General features: G+C 37.9%; 27 protein-coding genes. 1 reads left to right on the top strand and 26 read right to left on the bottom strand.

What is annotated here, in order from left to right; translation table 11 throughout:
- Positions 1 to 39: 39 nt before the first annotated feature.
- From pcrA to ACP8HI_RS25665, 9 genes are all read right to left on the bottom strand, one after another.
- Positions 40 to 2370, bottom strand: a complete 2331-nt coding sequence (gene pcrA / locus ACP8HI_RS25705) for a DNA helicase PcrA (RefSeq protein WP_438348937.1) — start codon at positions 2368 to 2370, stop codon at positions 40 to 42.
- Positions 2371 to 2684: 314 nt separating this feature from the next.
- Positions 2685 to 3359 carry a heptaprenylglyceryl phosphate synthase gene (locus ACP8HI_RS25700; protein WP_438351995.1) on the bottom strand — a complete coding sequence of 225 codons (675 nt, stop codon included), beginning with the start codon at positions 3357 to 3359 and terminating at the stop codon, positions 2685 to 2687.
- A 204-nt stretch (positions 3360 to 3563) separates the two neighbouring features.
- Positions 3564 to 3965, bottom strand: coding sequence for a type II toxin-antitoxin system RelE family toxin (locus ACP8HI_RS25695; RefSeq protein ID WP_438348936.1), 402 nt, complete (start codon positions 3963 to 3965; stop codon positions 3564 to 3566).
- Positions 3958 to 4257, bottom strand: a complete 300-nt coding sequence (locus tag ACP8HI_RS25690; RefSeq protein WP_438348935.1) for a hypothetical protein — start codon at positions 4255 to 4257, stop codon at positions 3958 to 3960. The genes ACP8HI_RS25695 and ACP8HI_RS25690 overlap by 8 nt, the downstream gene beginning before the upstream one ends.
- Positions 4258 to 4388: 131 nt before the next feature.
- Entirely contained in the window at positions 4389 to 4565 is a 177-nt protein-coding gene (locus ACP8HI_RS25685) for a YhcH/YjgK/YiaL family protein (RefSeq protein WP_438351994.1), read from the bottom strand.
- Positions 4537 to 5400 (bottom strand): phosphatidylinositol-specific phospholipase C/glycerophosphodiester phosphodiesterase family protein, encoded by an 864-nt coding sequence (locus ACP8HI_RS25680; protein WP_438348934.1) that lies wholly within the window; start codon positions 5398 to 5400, stop codon positions 4537 to 4539. The genes ACP8HI_RS25685 and ACP8HI_RS25680 overlap by 29 nt, the downstream gene beginning before the upstream one ends.
- 96 nt (positions 5401 to 5496) lie before the next feature.
- Positions 5497 to 5664, bottom strand: coding sequence for a geranylgeranylglyceryl/heptaprenylglyceryl phosphate synthase (locus ACP8HI_RS25675; RefSeq protein WP_438351993.1), 168 nt, complete (start codon positions 5662 to 5664; stop codon positions 5497 to 5499).
- Between the two features lie 199 nt (positions 5665 to 5863).
- On the bottom strand, positions 5864 to 6313 hold the full coding sequence (locus tag ACP8HI_RS25670) for a YhcH/YjgK/YiaL family protein (RefSeq protein WP_438348933.1): 450 nt from the start codon (positions 6311 to 6313) through the stop codon (positions 5864 to 5866).
- A gap of 163 nt (positions 6314 to 6476) precedes the next feature.
- Positions 6477 to 6857 (bottom strand): VOC family protein, encoded by a 381-nt coding sequence (locus ACP8HI_RS25665; RefSeq protein ID WP_438348932.1) that lies wholly within the window; start codon positions 6855 to 6857, stop codon positions 6477 to 6479.
- A 598-nt stretch (positions 6858 to 7455) separates the two neighbouring features.
- Between ACP8HI_RS25665 and ACP8HI_RS25660 the strand changes: the two genes are divergently transcribed.
- The gene (locus ACP8HI_RS25660) at positions 7456 to 8562 is read left to right on the top strand and encodes an acyltransferase family protein (protein ID WP_438348931.1); all 1107 of its coding nucleotides are present in this window, start codon (positions 7456 to 7458) and stop codon (positions 8560 to 8562) included.
- Positions 8563 to 8647: 85 nt separating this feature from the next.
- Here the strand turns inward: ACP8HI_RS25660 and ACP8HI_RS25655 are convergent, their stop codons facing one another.
- The 17 genes from ACP8HI_RS25655 to ACP8HI_RS25575 all read right to left on the bottom strand — a co-directional run bounded on the left by ACP8HI_RS25655 (position 8648) and on the right by ACP8HI_RS25575 (position 23170).
- On the bottom strand, positions 8648 to 8779 hold the full coding sequence (locus ACP8HI_RS25655; RefSeq protein ID WP_438348930.1) for a hypothetical protein: 132 nt from the start codon (positions 8777 to 8779) through the stop codon (positions 8648 to 8650).
- Positions 8780 to 8792: 13 nt separating this feature from the next.
- Positions 8793 to 9044 (bottom strand): hypothetical protein, encoded by a 252-nt coding sequence (locus tag ACP8HI_RS25650; RefSeq protein WP_438348929.1) that lies wholly within the window; start codon positions 9042 to 9044, stop codon positions 8793 to 8795.
- Between the two features lie 13 nt (positions 9045 to 9057).
- Positions 9058 to 9417 carry a hypothetical protein gene (locus tag ACP8HI_RS25645; protein ID WP_438348928.1) on the bottom strand — a complete coding sequence of 120 codons (360 nt, stop codon included), beginning with the start codon at positions 9415 to 9417 and terminating at the stop codon, positions 9058 to 9060.
- A 306-nt stretch (positions 9418 to 9723) separates the two neighbouring features.
- Positions 9724 to 11130: an undecaprenyl-phosphate glucose phosphotransferase gene (locus ACP8HI_RS25640; RefSeq protein WP_438348927.1), complete on the bottom strand. Its 1407-nt coding sequence runs from the start codon at positions 11128 to 11130 to the stop codon at positions 9724 to 9726.
- Positions 11127 to 12035: a glycosyltransferase family 2 protein gene (locus ACP8HI_RS25635; protein WP_438348926.1), complete on the bottom strand. Its 909-nt coding sequence runs from the start codon at positions 12033 to 12035 to the stop codon at positions 11127 to 11129. The genes ACP8HI_RS25640 and ACP8HI_RS25635 overlap by 4 nt, the downstream gene beginning before the upstream one ends.
- Positions 12036 to 12130: 95 nt before the next feature.
- Positions 12131 to 13066, bottom strand: a complete 936-nt coding sequence (locus ACP8HI_RS25630; RefSeq protein WP_438348925.1) for a glycosyltransferase family 2 protein — start codon at positions 13064 to 13066, stop codon at positions 12131 to 12133.
- 92 nt (positions 13067 to 13158) lie between these two features.
- On the bottom strand, positions 13159 to 14031 hold the full coding sequence (gene rfbD, locus ACP8HI_RS25625; protein WP_438348924.1) for a dTDP-4-dehydrorhamnose reductase: 873 nt from the start codon (positions 14029 to 14031) through the stop codon (positions 13159 to 13161).
- On the bottom strand, positions 14028 to 15050 hold the full coding sequence (gene rfbB / locus ACP8HI_RS25620) for a dTDP-glucose 4,6-dehydratase (protein ID WP_438348923.1): 1023 nt from the start codon (positions 15048 to 15050) through the stop codon (positions 14028 to 14030). Before rfbB ends, rfbD begins: the two co-directional genes overlap by 4 nt.
- A 15-nt stretch (positions 15051 to 15065) precedes the next feature.
- The gene (rfbC, locus tag ACP8HI_RS25615; RefSeq protein WP_438348922.1) at positions 15066 to 15614 is read right to left on the bottom strand and encodes a dTDP-4-dehydrorhamnose 3,5-epimerase; all 549 of its coding nucleotides are present in this window, start codon (positions 15612 to 15614) and stop codon (positions 15066 to 15068) included.
- A gap of 22 nt (positions 15615 to 15636) precedes the next feature.
- A complete protein-coding gene (locus tag ACP8HI_RS25610; RefSeq protein WP_438348921.1) occupies positions 15637 to 16380 on the bottom strand; it encodes a sugar phosphate nucleotidyltransferase in 744 nt (247 codons plus the stop codon).
- Positions 16381 to 16394: 14 nt separating this feature from the next.
- Complete coding sequence (locus ACP8HI_RS25605; RefSeq protein WP_438348920.1) at positions 16395 to 16799, bottom strand: GtrA family protein; 405 nt, start codon at positions 16797 to 16799, stop codon at positions 16395 to 16397.
- Positions 16750 to 17685: a glycosyltransferase family 2 protein gene (locus ACP8HI_RS25600; RefSeq protein ID WP_438348919.1), complete on the bottom strand. Its 936-nt coding sequence runs from the start codon at positions 17683 to 17685 to the stop codon at positions 16750 to 16752. Before ACP8HI_RS25600 ends, ACP8HI_RS25605 begins: the two co-directional genes overlap by 50 nt.
- Entirely contained in the window at positions 17666 to 18763 is a 1098-nt protein-coding gene (locus ACP8HI_RS25595; protein WP_438348918.1) for a DegT/DnrJ/EryC1/StrS family aminotransferase, read from the bottom strand. The genes ACP8HI_RS25600 and ACP8HI_RS25595 overlap by 20 nt, the downstream gene beginning before the upstream one ends.
- Before the next feature lie 27 nt (positions 18764 to 18790).
- Positions 18791 to 19345: an acyltransferase gene (locus tag ACP8HI_RS25590; protein ID WP_438348917.1), complete on the bottom strand. Its 555-nt coding sequence runs from the start codon at positions 19343 to 19345 to the stop codon at positions 18791 to 18793.
- Positions 19342 to 19755 (bottom strand): sugar 3,4-ketoisomerase, encoded by a 414-nt coding sequence (locus ACP8HI_RS25585; RefSeq protein WP_438348916.1) that lies wholly within the window; start codon positions 19753 to 19755, stop codon positions 19342 to 19344. Before ACP8HI_RS25585 ends, ACP8HI_RS25590 begins: the two co-directional genes overlap by 4 nt.
- A 22-nt stretch (positions 19756 to 19777) precedes the next feature.
- Positions 19778 to 21121: a hypothetical protein gene (locus ACP8HI_RS25580; protein ID WP_438348915.1), complete on the bottom strand. Its 1344-nt coding sequence runs from the start codon at positions 21119 to 21121 to the stop codon at positions 19778 to 19780.
- A 39-nt stretch (positions 21122 to 21160) separates the two neighbouring features.
- On the bottom strand, positions 21161 to 23170 hold the full coding sequence (locus ACP8HI_RS25575; protein ID WP_438348914.1) for a YfhO family protein: 2010 nt from the start codon (positions 23168 to 23170) through the stop codon (positions 21161 to 21163).
- Positions 23171 to 23196 lie beyond the last annotated feature (26 nt).

Raw genomic sequence — 23196 nt, 5'->3', positions numbered from 1 at the left:
TACTTCGTGATCAAAAGATGACTATTTGAATATCCTCTATTACTCTACCTTGGTAATCGGTGCGAATCCGGCTAACAAACGCTTCACTCCAACAGGTGCTGGAAAAGCAATCTGTAACTCCGTGTCATTCCCGCTACCTTTTACAGCGACGACAACTCCAATTCCCCATTTGCCATGGGAAACCTTTTCACCTGCTTTTAGAGTGGACAGATCAGAAGAACTACCGACTTCGGTATTTGCCTTCATTGATGTCGTTACGGTCACGCGATTAGCCGCTGAAGCGGTAGATCCACTAAGAGATGAATTAGATCCAGGCCCACGACCGAAGTTACTTCCTCCAGTACTACCCGAGCTACGTCCTCCATAGGCACCACCTGTATTGCCACCCCGCTGATAGCGATCACGATCTCGAGCCATCACGGTATCTTCCTTCAGTTCATCTGGAATCTCTTCTAGGAAACGAGAAGGTTGATTCGCTGTTGTCCGCCCGAACAAGGTTCGCATTTGTGCACAAGACAGAAATAGCTGTTTCTCAGCGCGTGTAATACCAACATAGGCAAGACGACGCTCCTCCTCCAACTCCTCATTATCACTGAAAGCACGGCTGTGCGGGAACACTCCCTCTTCCATTCCAACAATGAATACAACTGGATACTCCAAGCCCTTGGCACTATGCATCGTCATGAGAGTAACGGTATTAACATCTTTTTGCTCTTCGGGATCATCATTCATCGTATCAATATCTGCGATCAGGGCAAGATCCGTCAGGAAAGCCACCAATGATTTATCTTCATTATTCTTCTCGAATTCCATCGTTACAGACAAGAACTCTTCAATATTCTCCAAGCGAGAGCGCGATTCGAGCGTCTTCTCCTTGTCTAGTTCCTCACGATATAGGGACAATTCTAGAATCTTCTCCGTTAACTCCGTAACAGACGATTCCTCCACCATCCGGTGTAAAAATGCGATCATATCATAGAAGCCCACAAGTGCGTCGCGTGTTCGTCCAGCGAATCCAAGATCATCTACAAATTGTAACACTCGGAAAATAGAACTACCCCGCTCCGATGCTGCCGCTGCTAATTTCGCTACCGTCGTGTCACCGATGGCTCTTTTTGGCACATTAATAATTCTCGTTAGACTGATATCATCATCTGGATTGGACAAGAGCTTCAAATATCCGAGTAAGTCTTTGATTTCTTTGCGATCATAGAACTTGATGCCGCCGACAATCTGGTATGGAATATCTGATTTGATCAGAATTTCCTCAATAACCCGCGACTGGGCGTTCGTACGATACAGAATGGCATGATTCTGATAAGATTGCCCTGAATTCACGTTCTTAGTGATCTCAGATGCGACGAAATATCCTTCATCATGTTCCGAGTTGGCACGATACACCTTGATCTTGGCACCTTCACCTTGATCGGTCCACAGCTTCTTCGGTTTGCGTCCTGTATTCAAGTTAATGACTTCGTTCGCTGCATTCAGAATATTCGAGGTAGATCGATAGTTCTGCTCCAGGTAGATCGTCTGCGCTTCTGGATAGTCCTTCTCGAAATTAAGAATGTTCGTAATATCCGCTCCACGCCAGCGATAGATGGATTGATCACTATCTCCTACAACACAGATGCGGTGATGCCCCTCAGCTAACATACGGCACAGCATATACTGCGCGCGGTTCGTATCCTGATATTCATCGACGTGAATGTATTGGAATTTCTTTTGGTAGAAATCAAGAACCTCTGGAACTTCTCTAAATAATTCAATGGTCTTCATGATCAGATCGTCGAAATCTAGCGAGTTATTGTTCTTGAGTCGTCTTTGGTACATCTTATATACTTTGGCCGCGAGTTCTTCGAAATAATCCGTAGCTTTCTGTTCGAACTGATCAGGTAACAGTAACTCATTCTTGGCAGAACTAATAATAGCTTGAACCGCCTTCGGTTCGAATTTCTTCGTATCAATATTGAGTTCCTTCATACAATTGCGGATCACAGAGAGTTGATCGGTTGAATCCAGAATCGAGAAGCTCGAGCCGAATCCAATTCGTTCAATATCTTTGCGCAAAATACGTACGCACATGGAGTGGAAGGTAGATACCCAAATATCTCGACCTTCTCTTCCCACAAGCTTCGATACCCGATCCTGCATTTCCCGTGCTGCTTTGTTCGTAAAAGTAATCGCTAGAATAGCCCAAGGTGGGGCTTTACGTGTGGCAATAAGATACGCGATTCGATGCGTAAGCACCCGCGTCTTCCCACTCCCGGCACCTGCCATAATTAATAGGGGGTTGTCTGTAGCTTCAACCGCTTGCTGCTGCGGTGGGTTGAGTTTCTTTATCGCTTCATGTATGTCAATAGGTTGCATGCGGGCATGCTCCTTCCAAATATAAATTATAATAATTCCTTGAAAATAGTGATGTGAGATGACCGCTGCGGGAACGGATTGTCCTTACGATCGCTGTTGACCTTGGATTTCCTGATTGTATAAAACCTATAGTAGTAGAAATCCAATGTCAAAGCATATGCTTTCGAAGCAGCTTTCCTACGGAAAACTTGTAGGCGAGCGCTATCGTTATCACTATCGCTTCTTCAGGACAATTCCGTTCCCTGCGCTACGTTTACTCGCTGTCCCATATTTTCAGTGAAAAGTGATTATGGTGCAGTTCATTTCTACAATGGTTACTTCACAGCCCCTACGGTCTGCAATGCTTGCGCTAAATCTTCATAAATAATATTGCCGACCACGATGGTGTCACTTACCGCTGCTGCTTGTTTGGCCGTGTGAAGATCTTTGATACCTCCGCCATATATAAGTTGAGCTCCTGTTAGTTCATGTTGCACCGCTCTTACAGTCTCCATATCTCCAAAAATACCACTGTATTCCAAGTACACTACGGGCAATGACATCAGCTTGTCTGCCACTTGGGCGTAAGCGACAATTCCCGATCGTTCAAGCTTAGCATTCGCTCCCGTTAATTGCGCAACGGTGGAATCCGGATTCAGGACGATGTATCCTTCTGTCACGAGTAGTTCCCAAGGGATCATATAGCCGAAACGGTCAATGGCCTGTTGCTGGTGCCCTACGATCCAGGAAGGATCCGAACTATTCAACACCATCGGGATCAGATAAAGATCGAACCCTGGCACAATCGCCTCCATATCCGATACCTCTTGAACACATGGCAATTCATATCGTCGTACCCGTGACAACAGGTCCACTGTATTCTCATAAGTTACCCCTGATGATCCTCCAACCATTATAGCATCCGTACCCGACATGCATACTGCATCCAGACTCCGTTCATCCATCTCACGATCAGGATCTAGCTTAAATACATGTCTCCAAGACTTCATTATTCGCTTCAACCTTCAGACCTCCACGTATCATCATAAGACTCTATTTCTAGTCTATGATAGCGAGGGGGCAGTGTCAATCTGTTCGCCTTGAATAGGAACGGATTGTATGTGGGAATATGTAGTAGGACATTGTCTATCTTCGAGGCTATGACTCGCCAATAAATAAACAAATAAGACCAGAATCCTCAAGGATTATGAGTCTTATTCATCATCTCTTTTTATTTTCCATTTTACCCTAGCTACAATAAATGCATTTAACTGATTAATAGGAATTCTTTTAAACGACTTCAACCTTCGATCTGCAATCTTAAAGGCGTAGTCCTGGTTCCGACGTTCAATAGTCAAAATGTAAACAACACTAAGGACTTCAACAATCTCGTTTGTTACCCTAAATACAATACGAATTCCAGCATCCCTTAGTTTGATCTCTTTACAGCCGGCTAGTTTAGTATTTGAATGATTACTTAACTTTTTACCAACTTCATCCGCACGGTAAACTAATTCATCGATCGCTTTGTTAACTTTACCAAGTACCGAATTATCCAGCTTATTGTATTCCCTCTCTGCATCTTCATCGAAACGAATATCAAAACGTTCATTCATGAGGGTTCCGTCGGATCTCCTTCCATGTTTTCGCAGCAGCTGGGTTCCGGTCCATCCGATCAATACGTTCATTCAGAATACGTTGTTCCTCTTGTTCCTCAAGTTGGGAAAGACGTTCAAACAATTGCTCATAATAATCGTATCCTAACAATACCGTATCGACCGTACCATTCTCCGTTATGAACTGAGGAAGTTGTTTAGCTTTCTTGCGCAGTTCACCAAACTTTTTTGACGCAACAGAAGAACTTACAAGCTGATCGGCTGTGAAGGTTGGTTTAGTCATCGCTATCATCTCTTTTCTCTCCCTTGTATTTCATATTATGATCCTTATGACAATAAGTATACACTATATACCACTCGATATATTACGGAATATACTACACACTCCTGAAAATCCCCATTTCTCCTTCTTATGCTCATTGATCATGATCGTAGGCATATGGACATCATCAGATGTGAAAACACAAGATGCACACTCATGTGCCCCTTATTGGCATAACCCATTCTTTCCTCGCCAGAGATCATGTATTGGATATCCATGTATCTGTAGTGTGATTCCCAACGACCTTGATCAGGATGACTTGTCTCGTATTCTTGCAGTGCCCAGAACCATCTCCGTTAGATCATCGGTGTAGAATCCATAGACGCCCATTTTCTCAAACTTTTTCATATCTGCGACATCATTGATTGTGTGTACATAAGTAAGCACGCCTGCTTTATTAAGTCTGGTGACAAATCTTGCGTTAGTACGATAATCCGGCATAGTCACGCCGGTAATATGATTCTGTTGGACGAAATCAATTACTTCTTCATCCGTGTCCGTGGAAGCATATAACGTATAAATAATAGACGGGAAATCATATACACTCTGAATTGTCTTCAGCATTGGCTGATCATATATTTGGGGAACAACTCGCTCAAGTAGCTCTGGGTTACGTTGCTTGGCTTCCTTCACCATGACGCGTAATATTTCCGCTGGCTGCTGTTCCTTCGTATCCGTCACAATATAGATATCTGGATAATCTTCCATCAGATCGAGGATATCACCCCAATCCAGCGGTGCCAATTTCCCCAGAATAGCACTATCCTTGAATTCCTTAGATGTCAACGGAACGGCTTGGCGTTCTTCAGGAAGTTGATCATCTTGCTGAAGAACTGTCGTCATAGATTGAGACCATTCATGTCGAGCTACCACATGATGATCTTCTGTTAACAGAAGGTCCACTTCAAATACCCGATTGCCTTGCTCGTAATTGGCGACAAAAGCTTCGTAGGAGTTCGTATACGCTTGATTCTGAATACTGCCCATGGCATGCGAGATGAGCTTATAATCTGCAAAGTTAACCTGACTACTGCTACTGGATTCCTCGGAAGAGAACAATATGAGACCGGTGGCAGTTCCTATTAGTAAGAGTAAAGCTATTATCTTTTTCAAAAATACCACAACCTTTATCAGCGTTTATCGTAACGTGCACTACAATACATATACCCCATCTTGTCTAAGACAAAACGGGGTATAGGGTCATGCTTATTATTTACTGTAGTGAAATTGTAATGCTTGCTCTAACTTCTCATAAGTTACTCCCGATGATCCTTCAACCATTATAGCATCCATACCCGACATCCATACTGCATCCAGACTCCGTTCATCCATCTCACGATCAGGATCTAGCTTAAATACATATCTCCAAGACTTCATTATTCGCTTCAACCTTCAGACCTCCACGTATCATCGTAAGACTCTAATTCTAGTCTATGATAGCGAAGGGGCAGTATTAATCTGTTCGCCTTGAATAGGTACGGAATATATATATTTAAATCGCAAAAAAAGTAACCCGTAAGTTGGACACTTTGTATCAAATGTCCAACTTTCAGGTTACATTTCAAATCTTGAGGTATTAATCCATTAATACTTTGATAACGACCTTTTTAACCTTCCTAGGCTCATTGATCATGATCGTGGGCATGTGGACATCATTAGGTGTGAAAATACAAAATGCACCTTCATGTACGTTCAAGAGATCACCCGTACCTTCCAAAAACATAATATCTTTATCTTCATCCCGCTTTTTCACACTCATGTGCCCTTTATTGGCGTAACCCATTCTTTCCTCGCCAGAGAACATGTATTGGATATCCGTGTATCTGTAGTGTGATTCCCAACGACCTTGATCAGGATGACTTGTCTCGTATTCTTGCACTAGTGCAAAGATATGAGAACCTTCGATCTCATATTTCCCCGGCTCGACCGAATGAAAGTCAGTTTCCATTAAGTATTTCAGACCTTCTGCTAATCGTGGATGAATGCCCGTATACATCTTTGCATTTGAAAGACGATCAATAATCATATGAACCCCCGCAGTGTAATGTATTTGATTCTATAAATTATACTATAGAGATACTATGATGACTAACGGGTTGATCCTTTTCATATCTGCGATATCATTGATTGTGTCTACATGGACAAGTCCGCCCGCTTCATGTAAAGCGATTAAGAATCACTATTTGTACTCAAATTTTCTCCATCACTGCAAAGTAATTATTTTCATGATCAGCAAAGTTAAATACTCTACCCCCAGGCATAGTTACAATTTCTCCGACCGTGATATTCTTATCCGAAAAGTCTTGATATAGTTTATCCAGTTTCTCCGAATAAAACATTAACGAAGGTGTACTAAGATTTAATTCAGGCTGCATTTTCGCAATTAACTCCTTATTGTGGAGAACGATACTAGTTTCTGACCCCTCTGTAGGAGAAATTTCAATCCATCTAAATCCTTGGCCGTTATCTTCTTCAGAAACTAGACTAAACCCAACCTTTTCTGTCCAAAACTTTACTGCCTCATCCTGGTTATTGACATATAACATAATTTGACCAATTTTATTAATCATTTTCTTCTCTCCGTTTCTGTTAGTTAGTATTTAAAATAAGATGAATATTCATCACTTGATTTCGTAGACTATCGTTATTACTTGCAATGTCGATGTTATTTTCATTTTTCCCTCGAATCGCAAATCCGATACGATTACATCGAAGAGAATAGATCTCGGCTTCCTGCCTCATTTTCTAGCAAGCTAATTGCGATAGTTCCTTATATAGTAGTTTCCCCTGTAACCTTAACTATTTGAAGTATATTATCATTAGAATCCATCGTCAATAATCATCAACCTTAGGGTTCCCCTTGTACTGTTGATTAAAATCTCGCATTACAATTAAGTGATAGTCTACTTTGCTAGAGGATTTAACTATTTTATGCTTATATTTTTTGATGAAACCAAAATGACCTGTAAGTTGATCACTTTGTCTCAATGTGATCAACTTACAGGTCATAGTTCAAATCCAGAGACAACATTCTCGGATTTTTTTGTTGCACATAATGGTCCAAATGTGTAGCAACAAAAAGCAATCACATACAAAATAGTTCAAGTATAGTCATTTTTTTTATATTCCCTTATACTTAGCCTTATACTTTTGAATGGAGGAATATTATTGAATTCAAATTTAAAAATTAATTCTTTAAATGGATTAAGAGGCATTGCAGTCTTAATTGTTATATTTAGCCATACTGGTAATTCAGGACTATACATATCTCCATTTTTAAACCTGACAGGTATTGGCCAGTATGGTGTAATTCTTTTTTTCTTCCTTAGTTCATTTTTATTAAGTCGCCCATTTTTTCATAACCCAGATACAATTTATGATTATCGCAAATGGATGAATTACATAATTCGTAGAATTATGCGTATTCTTCCAATGTATTATCTTGTGATTTTCTTAGATTTTTATTACTTTAAAGCACAAATACTTATCCAGGATAAACAGGAGTTATTAGACCATCTCTTTTTTATAAAGGGAACTGGTGTTTACTGGAGCGTACCAGTTGAATTAAAGTTTTACATTATACTACCGGTGTTTGTAGTTGGATTTATTTTATGTTCTAAAAATAAATTGGCTATGTTAAGTTTACTGAGTATAATTTTAGGATTATTTATTAGTAATGGAGTACTAGCATATAGCGATTCCTCTCTAGAAACATTATTTATCCATCGTTATGTTGTTAGTTTCATTGCAGGTATATTAACAAGTTACTTTTACGTCTATTCAGAAAAGAGGAACCTTCAGTTACTTAAGAAGAGCACTTTTGAAATTATTGCTGTTATATGCATTTTAATAATGATTACTCAAATTCCATCAATTTTGTATTTTTTTCAAGGTGGACATCACTTCAATTACGCAAGTATGAATTGGCAGCAATATTATAAATACCGACACTTATTAGCTATTATTTGCCTTTCAATAATGACCTATAGTTATCTGAATGGCACTGGTTTTATAAAGAGCATTTTCTCAATAAAACTCTTAAAATCATGTGGGGAACTTAGTTTTAGCATGTATCTTTTACATATGCCTGTACTTTATTTTGTCGTTAGTCATTTCCAAGGAACTTCATTATCAATAAAAACATCTTTAATATTTATTATTACCTATCTTATATCTTTCATGACCTACCATATTATTGAGAAACCTATTATGGACTTAACAAAAACAAAGTCATCTATCAAAAAACCTAAAAAAGAAATACCAATGGGATCATGAATAATTAAGGTTAGTATAATGTTTTTATATATACTAATCTTAATTATTCAGAGTATGCTTAATATTATGATACAATTTCATCTTGTTAGCCGTCAGCAATAAGCTTTGCATCCACATCATCTTTTAGTGGTATTAATTTGGAATTTGTAAAAACCACCTTGTAGTCAAATCTTCCTTCTTCAATTCCTTGTGCTAAATATAAAGCCATATTTTCCATCTCCAATCTCCTTTTAATAATTTAATATTATAAAATCTAATGCGCCCTGCATTATAGCCATTTGTTCTTTTAATAACTCAACCTCTGTTTTATGTTTTTCTTGGGCTGGCTCTAAATCTTCTCTTACCATATATTCCTCTTCTGTTAATACCTCAATATCTGTTTCTACAAATCCTGCATTTAAAGCATTTTTAATCATTATTTCAAGAGGATTATCAGTTCCATCAATTATCGTAGTAGTGTTTTTAATTACACAATATTTCATTTTTAAATCACTCCTAATGTCCTTCAATTAGTAAATACATCGATACAGTTCCGTTTGGTAACCCCGTTTTTGCCCAATTTATTCCAAAAGATCCATCCACTACATTTTGTATTGTTCCAAATGCCAAAATGCCAGTGGAGGTCTCAATCGTTATAAAATTGACAGAATTTAAGTAAGTCCCTGCCGCACTTCTATACCTTGCACGTTGTAGACCATTTTCTGCGTAAAAACCATCGCATGCTATATTTGTATTGCTAACAAAAGCAAATCCTATAAATGATTTTGGTTTAAACGGAATGCCAGATATAGTTTGTATTCCATTTAAAGATAAATCTCTTGAAACCGAAATTGCATATGACACATTTTCCGCCAACTGCGTAGCATCTCCTCCCTTCTTAGCACCTAGCCTTGCCGACAAATTAAGATAGGCTGAACTAATGTTCCTACAGGTGAGCATTCATAATCTTTGTGTTTCCTTCTTGAGCACCCGTGAGGATACTTTCAGATTAGCTGCTAGGAATACACCGATAGAAACAAAATATTCGCTCGAACAAGCCCAATCCCCAATCATAACTACCATGCATACTTCGTATATTCATTCGTCTTTCGATTCAATATCAATATAAACAAAGAGACTGCCCCATAAGCATATCGCTCAGGGAACAGTCTCATAATCTACTCAATACGCATTATTATTCTTAAATCCATTCGTAATCGTCTTCATAATAATCTTAATATCTAATAAAATTGACCAGTTCTCAATATAGAATATATCATGGTTAATTCGATCTTCTATGGAAGTATCCCCACGTAAGCCATTCGTCTGTGCCCAACCAGTAATGCCTGGGCGAACGTGATGCTTCACCATATACTTCGGAATTTCATCGCGGAATTGCTCCACATAATAAGGTCGTTCCGGTCGTGGTCCCACGACACTCATATGTCCCATCAACACATTGAAGAATTGGGGAAGCTCATCTAGACTTGTCGATCGTATGAATGTACCGAACCGAGTCCGACGAGGATCATTCTCGACCGTCCACCCTGTGTCTACTCCGTCTTCTAGCTGCTGCTTCATCGAACGGAACTTATACATCATGAAATTACGACGATTTAATCCTACACGCTCTTGCTTAAATATAATGGGGCCCGGCGAAGTACATTTGACGCCCAATGCCACTGCCAGCATCACCGGTGAAATTAATATAATTGTGAGCAAAGCGAATACGATATCGAATACTCTCTTGAACATTCGGTTACCTGCTACATCAAGGGGTATATCCCTTACGTTAATCATAGGCATCCCCGCGAAATTATCGAAGTAAGGCCGAGCCGGTAAGTAATCGAAAAAGTCCGGTATGATAAGAGTTCGTACACCCGCCTTCTCACAAAGGACGATAATGTTCTTATATTTCGAATGTGCATCTAATGGTAACGCTAGGACAACTTCATCAATGAGTTCTCGACTGAGTACGTCCTCAAGATCATCCAAACTCCCCAGAATAGGACTGAAGTGCTTCATCTCAATACTATCCCACACCTGATTATCATCTAAGAAGCCAACGACTTCATAGCCTAATTCGGGATATTGCTTCAAATTATTAAAGAATCGTTTACCTAGACTACCGGCTCCCACAATTAATACAAATTGTCGGTTGTAGCCTTTCTCACGGAAATGCTTGAGCGAAACTTTAAGGAAATAGCGATAAAATATAATAAAGAAAATATTCAAGCCCAGGTAGATCGCTAGATACACCCGTGAGATATCAATCTCTTTAATGACGAACATAACACTAATCAGGACGAACATAGTAATCAAATGAACCTGAATGACTTTGAGGAATTCGTCTGCGAATCTCTTTTTTCTCTTGGGTGAATATAGAGTCACTAGAATACCTGTCACTATCGCAATTCCACCATAGACCAGACTCCACAACGCATACTTCTCTATGGGCATCGGAGTTTCATATGGAATCAAGCCGCTTTCGAATTTAATCCACCAAGCGAGCAGGAACGATATCTGAACCACGAAGAAATCCGATAAAATATATAACTTAGTCAGTATGCTTTGATTTCTACGAATCATAATCTCACCTCCACCTGATTGTCTGCTGGCTTCGAAGCTCGCTTCGATCGGGTCAACTTGTTCTTAAGTAACGCCATCGTAAACTTCAAACCGATCCCCATATAGATAACGCTATTAGTAAGCCAATGGTAACGGTCTTTGTAATGTTTATGATGGAATATCGCCATCGCCCGATGAAATTCATAGATAATCCGTGTGGGTCTGCGACGAGCGCTGCCCCCTTTGAGATGGATGATGGTCGTACGAGGGTAATAATGAATGCCCCAGCCCGCCTGCTTGATGCGATAACACCAATCAATATCCTCACCATACATGAAGAAAGTCTCATCCAGTCGACCCACCTCATCAATCGTTTCCTGACGTACCATCATAAATGCACCGACCAGACAATCCACAGGATACTCCTCATTCGGATCCAGATGACCTAGTTGATACTGGTTGAACTTCGCATGATCCGGAAATAATCTAGAGATACCAAATGCATAGTAAAAAGACGCCGAAGGCGTCGGAAACCCTCGACGGCATGCTTTATCAAGACTTCCATCAGGCAGAATAACTTTGCATCCTGACGCACCTACGGTAGGATTCTCATCCATAAAAGTGATCATCGTCTGCAACGTATCCTCTTGCACAATCGTATCCGAATTGAGAAGAAGAACATATCGCCCAGTCGCAATCTTCATTCCTTGGTTATTCCCCCGGGCGAACCCGATATTATCATCGTTTGCGATAAGTGTCACTTGAGGGTACTCTACGGCAATACTCTCGACAAATGAATCACTAGAATGGTTGTCTATGGCAATCACTTCAAAGGTATAACTTGTATTCGAAGCAAATACTGACTGTAGGCAGTCCAGCGTTAGCTTGCATGTATTATAATTAAGAATAAGAATACTTAAATCCATGTAGAAAGCACTTCCTGACAAATATAGTAATCTTTCTACAGTATTATAACATACAGATGGTAGATCAGGAGAGTTTCATGGGGAAATAGCAAACATTAACGTGAATTTCTCTTATTCATAATCTCTTGGCGCTTTTCCCTTAGATATGGTAACTGCCCCAATAATGCTCTCCATGCGCCTAGCACTTTAGGTTCTCTTAATAGAAAATATCCATTGCTAGCGATCTCGTACGGTAAGATTAGGAGGAGAGTTCTAAATATACTTGAGCGCTCCATGTTCTTATACATCATTTTATAACGGTTGATATATGACGCTCTCCGTATGAAGAGTGGCTGACTAGTCCGTCCTCCTTGCTTCCATCCTCTGGCATGATACCCAATCGCTTCTGCTAGATAATAAGACTTCCATCCTAGCAGCTGCGCACGCCATGCAACATCTACATCTTCTTTGTATGCGAAAAAGTCACTGTCGAAGAACTCATCATTTAAACTAATATCCTCGATCATTCCCCGAGAGTATAGCGCTGCCGCTCCGGAGACTCCAAATACTTCTTCAGATTCATCCCACTGCGAAGTTAGCTCCCCAGCTCCACGGTCGAAAGCCCGACAATGGTTATTCATTATTAAACCTGTACTATCTACCACCTCTGGATTAGAACTTAGCAGTAACTTCCCAGTTGCACTACCGATATCGGGTCGATTCTCCAGTTGCTCAACCAGTAACTTGATGTAATCCGGATGTAATGTTACATCTGGGTTCAGCACCAGTACGTAGTCAGCCGAAGATAAAAGAATAGCTTGGTTATGGGCTGGAGCAAAGCCAACGTTGGCTACGTTCTCCACAATATAAATGGCGTCTCTAAACAGTTTGGAATGTGAGTTAACTTGTTGCACTGTATCATCGGATGATGCATTATCAACCACGATGACTTGCTGTATAGGATACGTTTGAGCTTCTAACGCTTTTAAACATGTTGAAATGTCTTCGGCACTATTATAAGTTACGATATGTACACTAACAGAACTTTTCATAAGAAGATTATCCTTTACGATTTAGATTTACTCTCTATTATAGACGAATCCCTCGATCAGTGGGAATGAGATCGAGGGATTCGTTGAAATTTCTATTTAGATTCAGTTACATTCCATTGTTGTAAGAAGTCTCTAAGCCCTTCTCGCCATGGACGTAGATCCTGAAAGCCATTCGTTCGAATGGCTAGATGTTCCATGACCGAATTAGCCGGACGATGAGCCGGACGTGGAAATTCATCTGTCGAGCAAGGCTCCGGCTGAGCAATAATGTTGATTCCCAACTGACGAGCTTCCTCAAAAATGGCCTGTGTAAACTCATACCATGTACATGCGCCACTATTGGATGCATGGTAAATACCATACTTTTCAGTGGACATAAGTTCTAATAAGTAGTTGGCTAGATCAACCGTATAGGTTGGAGAGCCTTTCTGGTCATGTACAACTTTCAGAGAAGGCATCTCTTGACCGAGACGCAACATCGTTTTGACAAAGTTATTCCCATATATACCATATACCCAAGAGGTCCTAACGATAAAGTATCGTGATGATAGGCTCTGCACTAGCAGCTCTCCTGCACGTTTGGACTTCCCATAAATACTCTGAGGATTGGTATTATCGTACTCTTGGTACGGCTCCATACTAGTGCCATCAAATACATAATCCGTACTGATATAGATCAGCTTAGATCCCGTACTTTCTGCAGCCACTGCTATATTTCTCGTACCTACAGCATTCGCTCTGTACGCACCATCTATATCTGTCTCAGCTGCATCCACCGCTGTATATGCTGCACAGTGAATGACAACATCCGGTTGATATTGACTGATCACTTGTTGGCATTGTACCAAATCCGTAATATCCAATTCATTCCGAGCACATGCAAACACATCATGACCGCTGTTCCGTAGGTTAGTAACGACATCTGTTCCCAACTGACCGGCTGCTCCTGTCACTAGTGCTCTCATAGAGAATCGCCTAAACGCTCACCATATTGTTTCACCTGATATTGTTGATACTCACCTGATTGGATACGAGTCCACCAATCTTGATTATCTAGGTACCATTGAATGGTCTCTTTAATGCCTGTCTCGAAATTATGCTTAGGCTTCCAGCCTAACTCTTGTGTGAGTTTTGTTGGATCTATCCCATAACGACGATCATGGCCTAAACGATCCTCTACATATGTGATGAGAGATTCTGGTTTATTCAACTCTTGAAGAATCGTCTTCACGATATGGAGATTATTCCGTTCGTTGTTACCACCAATATTGTATACTTCACCCACACGTCCTTGATGAATAATAAGATCAATCGCACTACAATGATCCTCAACATACAGCCAATCACGAATATTCAACCCATCACCGTATATAGGTAAGGCTTGATCGCTCAATGCACGAGATATAATCAGTGGAATAAGCTTCTCAGGGAATTGGTATGGTCCATAGTTATTAGAACAACGAGTAATGTTGACTGGCAATCCGAACGTTTCATGATAAGCACGAACTAACAGATCCCCTCCCGCCTTACTAGCGGAATACGGACTATTCGGTTCTAAAGGCGTACTCTCCATGAAGAGACCCGTCTCACCAAGCGAACCATACACTTCATCCGTGGATACCTGCACATACTTCGTCACACCGTATTTCTTAGAAGCATCAAGCAACACTTGTGTACCCAACACATTGGTCTTCACAAACACTTCAGGCTCAAGAATACTCCGATCCACATGCGACTCCGCTGCAAAGTTCACAACGACATCAATACCTTGTTGGAATATTTGATCAATGGCTTGACCATCCGTAATATCTGCTTGGACAAAGGAGTAATTCGGATGATTCTCGATAGACTTTAAATTCTCTAGATTTCCTGCATATGTCAACGCATCCACGTTCACGATTTGGTAATTCGGATGCTGTTGTAACATGTATATAACAAAGTTACTACCGATAAATCCGGCACCACCGGTAACAAGAAGTTTCATTTAAAAATATACCCCCTACTCAAAATTAAGTTCCGCATCTTGAAGTAGCGGATGGCGTTGATCTTTATCCGAAAGAATCGGATTGGATGTAGGCCAATCGATCCCCAAAGCAGGATCGTTCCAAAGTATGCCGCGATCGTGCTCCGGCGAATAATATTCGTCCACTTTATAGAATACCTGCGTATTCGGAACAAGCGTGCAGAATCCATGGGCAAAGCCGTTTGGCATAAGAAGTTGACGATGGTTGTATTCACTTAGAATAACTCCTACCCATTGACCGAAAGTTGGTGAGTTACGACGAACATCAACGATCACGTCGTAGATTGCACCCGAAAGTACACGGATAAGCTTCGTCTGCGCTTTAGGATTGAGTTGGTAGTGAAGTCCGCGCAGAACCCCTGGTTCTGTGGAAAGGGATTGATTATCTTGAATAAAGTCATAATTAATTCCTTGTTGTTGCAATATATCATCATTGTAACTTTCCATGAAATAGCCACGGCTATCCCCAAGAACGATTGGCTCGATTATACTCGCACCTTGTAATTTAAGAGGAGTGACTTTCATAACTTAGAGTTCCTCCCTACACCTATAATTTTAACTTCCCGAATTCTTCTCCAAAATTCAATTCCTGCGATAACTCATTAGCTCGTGCTAATGAAGCATGTGTCCCTGCATCCGTCCACCAACCATGGAGAATATCGAATGTAAGCTCATTACGATTAATATATGCATTATTTACATCTGTTATTTCTAATTCTCCTCTGTTAGAAGGTTTTAAGGTTTTAACTATATCGAAAACTTGATAATCAAACATATAGATCCCTGTTACCGCATAATTAGACTTCGGTTGTACTGGTTTCTCTTCAATAGAGACAATACGTTTCCCTTGAAGTTCAGGCACTCCAAATCGCTTAGGATCGTGAACTTCTTGGATGAGAATTTTCGCGCCATTTTTCTGTACTTGGAAGTTCTGTACATAAGGAGTTATATCATCCTCGAATACATTGTCACCTAAGATAACAACCATTTGATCTTCTCCAACAAAATGTTCAGCTAGATCAAGTGCTTGAGCAATACCCCCTGCTTCATCCTGCACTTTGTATGTGAAGTTGACTCCCATTTCCCTGCCACTACCAAGAAGGTTAACTACGTCTCCCATGTGATCTTTACCTGTGACGATGAGAATGTCGTTAATACCAGCCTGCTTTAATTTATATACAGAGTGAAAGATCATGGGATATTTACCTACAGGAAGAAGATGTTTGTTAGTAACTTTTGTTAAAGGATAAAGGCGCGAGCCAGTACCACCTGCTAATATTATACCTTTCATAATGTTACCTCCATTCATTTACCTTTTATTATAAGTTTAGAGAGCGTATAGGTAATCGGGATTGTTATTACAATAACGATTAAAGGGACAATTTCCACTGCTAAGTGTAACCGTTCAACTAAAATATACAACATAAATAAGTTAACTAGATACTGCACTAGATATACAATAGGGAACTTGAGGAATGTCCTGAATGAAACCTTTTCTTTGAACACAAAAACCGTATTCAGATAATAGGATAGAAAAATCCCAGAAACATAAGAGAGTGTATAAGCTAGAGAATAATTAAAAATTAAGAGAAGTAATAAATAAACTAGATATGTAACTAATGTATTTATTCCTCCGCTAATTACAAATTTCAAGAATTGTCTATTCAAAAGTTTGGTCAACAACGTAGGATGGTCGCTCTCTACTTTCATCTAATATCCTCCAAAGATATTCACCTATAATACCTAACATGATCATGATAATTCCTAACAAAAAAGTAATTAGAGCAATAATTGTAGTCCATCCTTGAAGTTCTATAAAACCGAATACAGTACCTAATATAACGAAAACGCCATATAAGAAACTCATAATCGCTGTTATAACACCTATAAAGGACATAAACCGAATAGGTGAATATGAGAAACTAACAAAAGAATCAACAAAAAGTTTAATCTTTTTTGAAAGAGTCCACCTAGACTTACCAAGTTTTCTTTCTTGCCTTACGTAAGGAATTTGTACTTGATCATACCCCAGCCAATATATGAGACTCATGATATTCGTATTCTTCTCATGAATCTCTACTACTTCATTGACAACCTGTTTATCAATTAATAAAAAATCAAATCCACCCTTAGGGTATCCCTTTAATGCGAATTTCTCCAACAAATAATAATAGGTATTAGAAAACATCCTCTGAGAGAGGGATTCCTCCCGATCTTCCCTTGTGGCAAGAACAACCTTCTTACCTAATTTCCAATGTTCCAGCATCTCCTTAAACATTTCCGGAGGGTCTTGTAAATCAGCAGCAATAATACCAACACAATCACCAGTAGTATATCCCAATCCCGCCTGTATAGCGGACATTGAACCAAAGTTACGGCTTAACTTAACAACTTTAATTCTAGGATCCTGTTTTCTAGCTTCCATCAACAATGGAAATGAATTGTCCTTTGAACCATCATCTACAAAAATAAATTCAAAATCACAATTCGGTATAATACTCTCTAATGCCTGTAATCTCGGAATCGTATGTGGAATATTTAATTCGTTATAGTACACAGGTACAACAATAGATAATTTAATGCGGTCTGTACTCATTCACAACCTCCACAATTCTTTTCACATCCTCCATATCCAATACCGGACTTATTGGAAGACTGACTATTTCAGAATGAATCTTTTCTGATATAGGAAAAGTTAATTCATTCCATTCTTTGTATGCTTCTTGTTTATGAGGTGGAATAGGATAGTGAATCATCGTTTGTATTTCATTATCATTCATATACCTAATAAAGTCACTTCTATTTGAAGTTCTAACTACAAATACATGCCATACATGTGATTCAGGCTCCTCCTCAACATATGGCAGAACAATATGCTCATTATTAATATTGTTCAAGTAATAGGATGCAATATTTCTTCTATAATCATTATCTAGGTCCAAAAATTTTAATTTTTCACTCAAAATAGGAGCTTGTAATTCATCCAATCTGCTATTATAACCTTTATAAAGGTTTTCATATTTCTTGTGTGATCCATAATTTCTTAAGGCGTGAAGGTTACTATACAAAGTTTCATCATTGGTCGTAATTGCTCCGCCATCTCCTAAGGCACCCAGGTTTTTACCAGGATAGAAACTAAAGGCTGCGGCATCTCCTAAATTCCCAACCTTGCGATCTGCATAAATAGCCCCGTGAGCTTGCGCACAATCTTCAATGATCTTTAAATTGTATTTCTCTGCAATATTCTGAATAGGACCCATATTACATGCCTGACCATACAGATGAACAACCAAGATTGCTTTGGTATTAGGAGTAATGCTTTCTTCAATTTTATTGGGATCTAGATTATAAGTCAGTAAGTTAGGTTCCACTAACACGGGCGTAGCTCCATTGGCAGATATAGATAAAATAGATGCAATATAAGTGTTTGAAGGTACGATAATCTCGTCTCCTGGCCCAATATCATACGCTCTAATAATTAGTTCTAACCCATCTAATCCATTAGCTACTCCTAGAGCATATTTAGTTCCACAATAATCAGCAAATTCTGATTCAAATGATTTAACTTCTTCGCCTAAGATATACCACCCCGAGTGCAAAACCTTATGAACACTATTCAATATAGCTTCTTCATGACGTAAATTGATTTTTTTCAGATCGAGGAAAGGGATCATATTAGCCCACCTATTTCTAGTAATTTATTATTGTTCAACAATGATTCCATCTTCCAACGAGTATTGCTTACCACAAGCTGAACATAACAACTCATCGTTCAACTTTTCTCCGCAGTTACAAATGTATTCTTTGAACTTTGCTGGATTCCCGTACCATAACGTATTGTTAGGAATGTTCTTTGTAACAAGAGAACCTGCACCAATCATAGCATATTTACCTATTGTATTACCTGCTATAATCGTTGCATTAGCACCGATAGAGACCCATTCTTCAAGTACCGTTTTTAGAAATTCACCTGGATACTGTTTGGATCGCGGTCTTAGATCATTGGTGAAGGTAACATTAGGACCAATAAACACATTGTTTTGTATCCTAAGACCATCCCAGATATATACCCCTGATTTAACAGTGACATTATCTCCTATGATCACATCATTTTCGATAAAGGTATGATCATTCACGTTACAGTCAGTACCTAGTACAGCACCAGGTAAGATATGAGCAAATGCCCAAACGCGAGTGTTCTCTCCAATATTCTCAGTTTCCACAATCGCCTGCGGATGAACGTAATACTTTTTCATGAACCATACACCTCAATAAATTTTTCATAGTCACGTATATAATCTTCAGCATCATACAGATGAGATGCAAGAACTAGTAATACACAGTTAGGGGAAAAGTCATACATTTCATGCCAATCATTTGGTTCAAGAATAAGGATTTTTATTGGTGAGTCTAATACAACATCCGTTTTTCTCTTAGTATTATCTAGATATACTTTGCAACTGCCTGATACACAGATTAATGCTTGTCTTGTTTTGTAATGAGCATGGAATCCCCTACGGACATTTGGCATTGTTCCATGTATATAAAATATACGTTTTATTTCAAATGGAATCGTTGTTTTCTCTTCAATTACGGTCAATAATCCTCGTTCATCACCTAATTGATTAATTTCAAGTAACTTACTAATATCAGTCATCTTTTTCATTCAATCCTCCCATGATGTGTATTTAAAATCCTAGCCAATTGATCCTACCTGTTTGATAATCCAATAAAAATGATAGATAGAATGTTAAGGTTATCACTATTATGAAGACTAATAAATATTTAACAGTTTTGATCAATTTTAAAGATTTATTTATACTTTCACTTCTCCAATAATCTAAACAGCATTGAACCCCCCAACCTGAGAAAGGTAACATCAAAATATACAGTGGGTATCCAAATCTTGATTCAATTATAGTAGTACCAATAAAACCCCAATAAAGAATAAATGAACTGATAAAAGATATTGCAATAAACTTTCCTGCTATGCTCTTATTCTTTCTAATAAATACATACACACCGTAAAAAGCCGCAATCCAAAATGAATATAGAAATAGTGACCCAATAATTCTACTAATAGGATAGAAATCATTAATATAGGTTTCGATATATCCCCAATCCAACACACCAAACATATGAGAGAAATATGCTGTCAAAAATGCTGGGAAGTTGGTATACATCAACTCAAATATTCCACTGGTTGATGAATCAATTTGATATGGTGAAGGATAGAACAATTGTGCACTTTCATTTGGAATAACCACTGAAGCATATTTAAGATTAGACGCAGCTAAATGACTTTGAAATTCGTATAACTTCGTATGTACCAGTGGTGTCCAATCATTGAATTGTTTCACATTATTATAGAGTTGAGGAAAAAAGATAACTAAAGCACAAGAAGCGAACATAACACTTTTAATGATATTCACATCTTTAATTGTATATTTTCTAATTATTAATAGAAAGATGATTATTGGAATAAAGATTATCGTTGAAGGGCGAATCATTGTGCCTATATAACTATATAGAAAAATCATTAAATACGTTTTATTCTTATAAAAGTCTCCAAATGTAATATGTACTAAAGCCAATATAACACAACATGTAGACATTAAGTCTGTCAGAAATAAAGTAGTAGATTGAATTAAATAAGGATTTAATAATCCGAAAAATAGGATGCCATAGTACACTGTTTTCTGATTACAATATTCGTAAGTCTTTTTACCAACTAAACAAATAGTATAAATATAAAATAAATACTGTAAAATACTCATCCCTATCTTTATTAGTACAATATCGGAATTAGTAAATATGCTAATAATAGATATAATTAAAGGGTATAAATAAGTCCTTAGCGGTTCATTAATATTAAATAACCCTTGAGCAAGAATACTTTTACTTATATTTATATATCCATTTTCATCGTAATAATTAACTTTGTAATTAACATTTAAATAATATAAGAATAAGAGCACAGACGCTAAAAAAATAGCAACAACCTTTTTTTCTTTGCAAAGCACTTTTAACATTTCTATTTTCTCCTTCACCTTTTAAAAAGTACATTACCACTAAACAACAATTCGTTTTATTTTTTTGAAATTATAGTATATAAAGTACATCAGTAATATTATCCATGTAGTAAATGTTAACCAAAATGCTAGAATCACTTTAATTGGTTTGAATTCAAATACAATATTATTAACTATGTCTGAAGATTTGATATCAACAGCCATCGTACTATTGGATAATTCAATTATATTTCTCTCTTTACCGTCCACTTTAACTTTCCAACCAGGATAGTATGTTTGATTCAATATCATGTACCCCTCATGATTGTTCTCCAGCTGAAAACTAATTTTATTTCCCTTAACGTTCACTGTCTGAGGATACTCCCCCGAATTTTCCAGTGGATTTATATTTATCTCCTCTAACGTTTTATTTGAAAACCATGTAACAGGATCTCCCTCCCGAGCTAACTGTGAATTTTCCTTTGCCAATTGGAAACTCTTAAGTTGGAAGCTACCTATATACCCTTGATTTTGGAATTCCCTCCTAAAGATAGACTCACTTTTCGCACTATCATTAGTAAATGAATTCACTGTATAACCATCTTGGTTGTAAGTCTGTGATATTTCATTATTAAATGAATAGGGTCTTGCCCTAGTCCCCAATGTATGATCCTCATTCCTATCTACTGCAATCACTGAGAAAATAAAACTAATTACAAAGAAAAATAATACATATGAATGAGAACTCATCTTAATTTCAGATATCATTATCAATAATATTAATAAAAGATTACTAAGGACAAGTTCAAACAAGAAATGCTCAGGTAATACTATATTAGTTACTTGAAAATACTGCAGTGAAATAATGATAAGTATTAAGACAGAGAAAATCCCAATAAAAAGTTTAGCAGGTTTTTGAAGTAATTTCATTTCATTATTACTGATTATTTTATGAAGAATCCTTACTGATGCTACTATAACAAAGAAGAAGTAAAAAAATCTTAATCCTGATGGGAATTTAAAAGCATCAATACCCGGCACATATTCATAGAAGAATCGATATAAATAACCGTATTTCCCCATGCACAATAAAGCGGAAATAATAATCAAAAAATAAATAACTAATTGCTGTTTATCGATCTTTCTAAGTAAGAAAATAGGCAGTAATAACGGTAGCGCTAAGTAAGTATTATCCATAGAAATATCTAACGGAGTATTAATTGATTTAGCCATTTGTACAAGGCCAGGTGTAAGCACAGAAAACCAATTCAAAAAGCTCAAAGATGAAGATGTCGCTATTTCCCATGGGACGTTTTCCCTTGTTATATCGTTCATTATATCTAATGTTGTATATATAGTTATGAAACTACTACTGAGAGCAACTAGTATCGCAATAAGCATTTGAACAATAAACCTTTTTAGATTTTCACGAATAACTTTATAACTAATAATAGTTTCTATAACCAAATAAAAAACTGCGAAAATTGCAAAAGGTGGATAACTATTCAGGATAAGCAATCCTATACTAAACCCTAAACACAAAGCATATTCTTTCCTGAAACCCACTAAAAACTTTCTATATGAAAAATGAATTAATGGATACAATGCTGCAGCACTAATGAATGTAGCATGCTCTGCATTGGATATAAACAATCCACTACTAGCATAAGCAACCGCCCCAATAGCACACAACCAAGAATTATTAGAGTATGTCTTCAATGCAAGATACATAAAAATTGAAGCAAATATAATAATAATCATAAAATATAATTGTATTACATATTGATTAAATCCAATTAAAGAAAGTAATAAAGTGAGGGGAGACCAAATAGGAATACCTAGTAGGTGCGACAATGGTACCCCTCTATTAACAAAGAATTCCCATAAAGGAAGCGAACCATTTTTAATATGTTCGGATATACTAAAAAAGGTAGGATAAATCGCCTCATACATATCCCACTTCATCCATAGTTGACCCATTAACACCTTGTAATATAATAAAATTGTGCATATTAGCATTGCTAGAATTGCATATCTTTCTTTATTTAAGATTGTTGTAATACTTTTCATGTTCATTTATGCTCCTAAACTTTTAT

This window comes from Paenibacillus sp. FA6 (genome assembly GCF_051550225.1).
Taxonomy (GTDB): Bacteria; Bacillota; Bacilli; order Paenibacillales; family Paenibacillaceae; genus Paenibacillus_AQ.
Note: the sequence above shows the minus strand (reverse complement) of the source record. Positions and strands in the feature narration are given on the sequence as shown.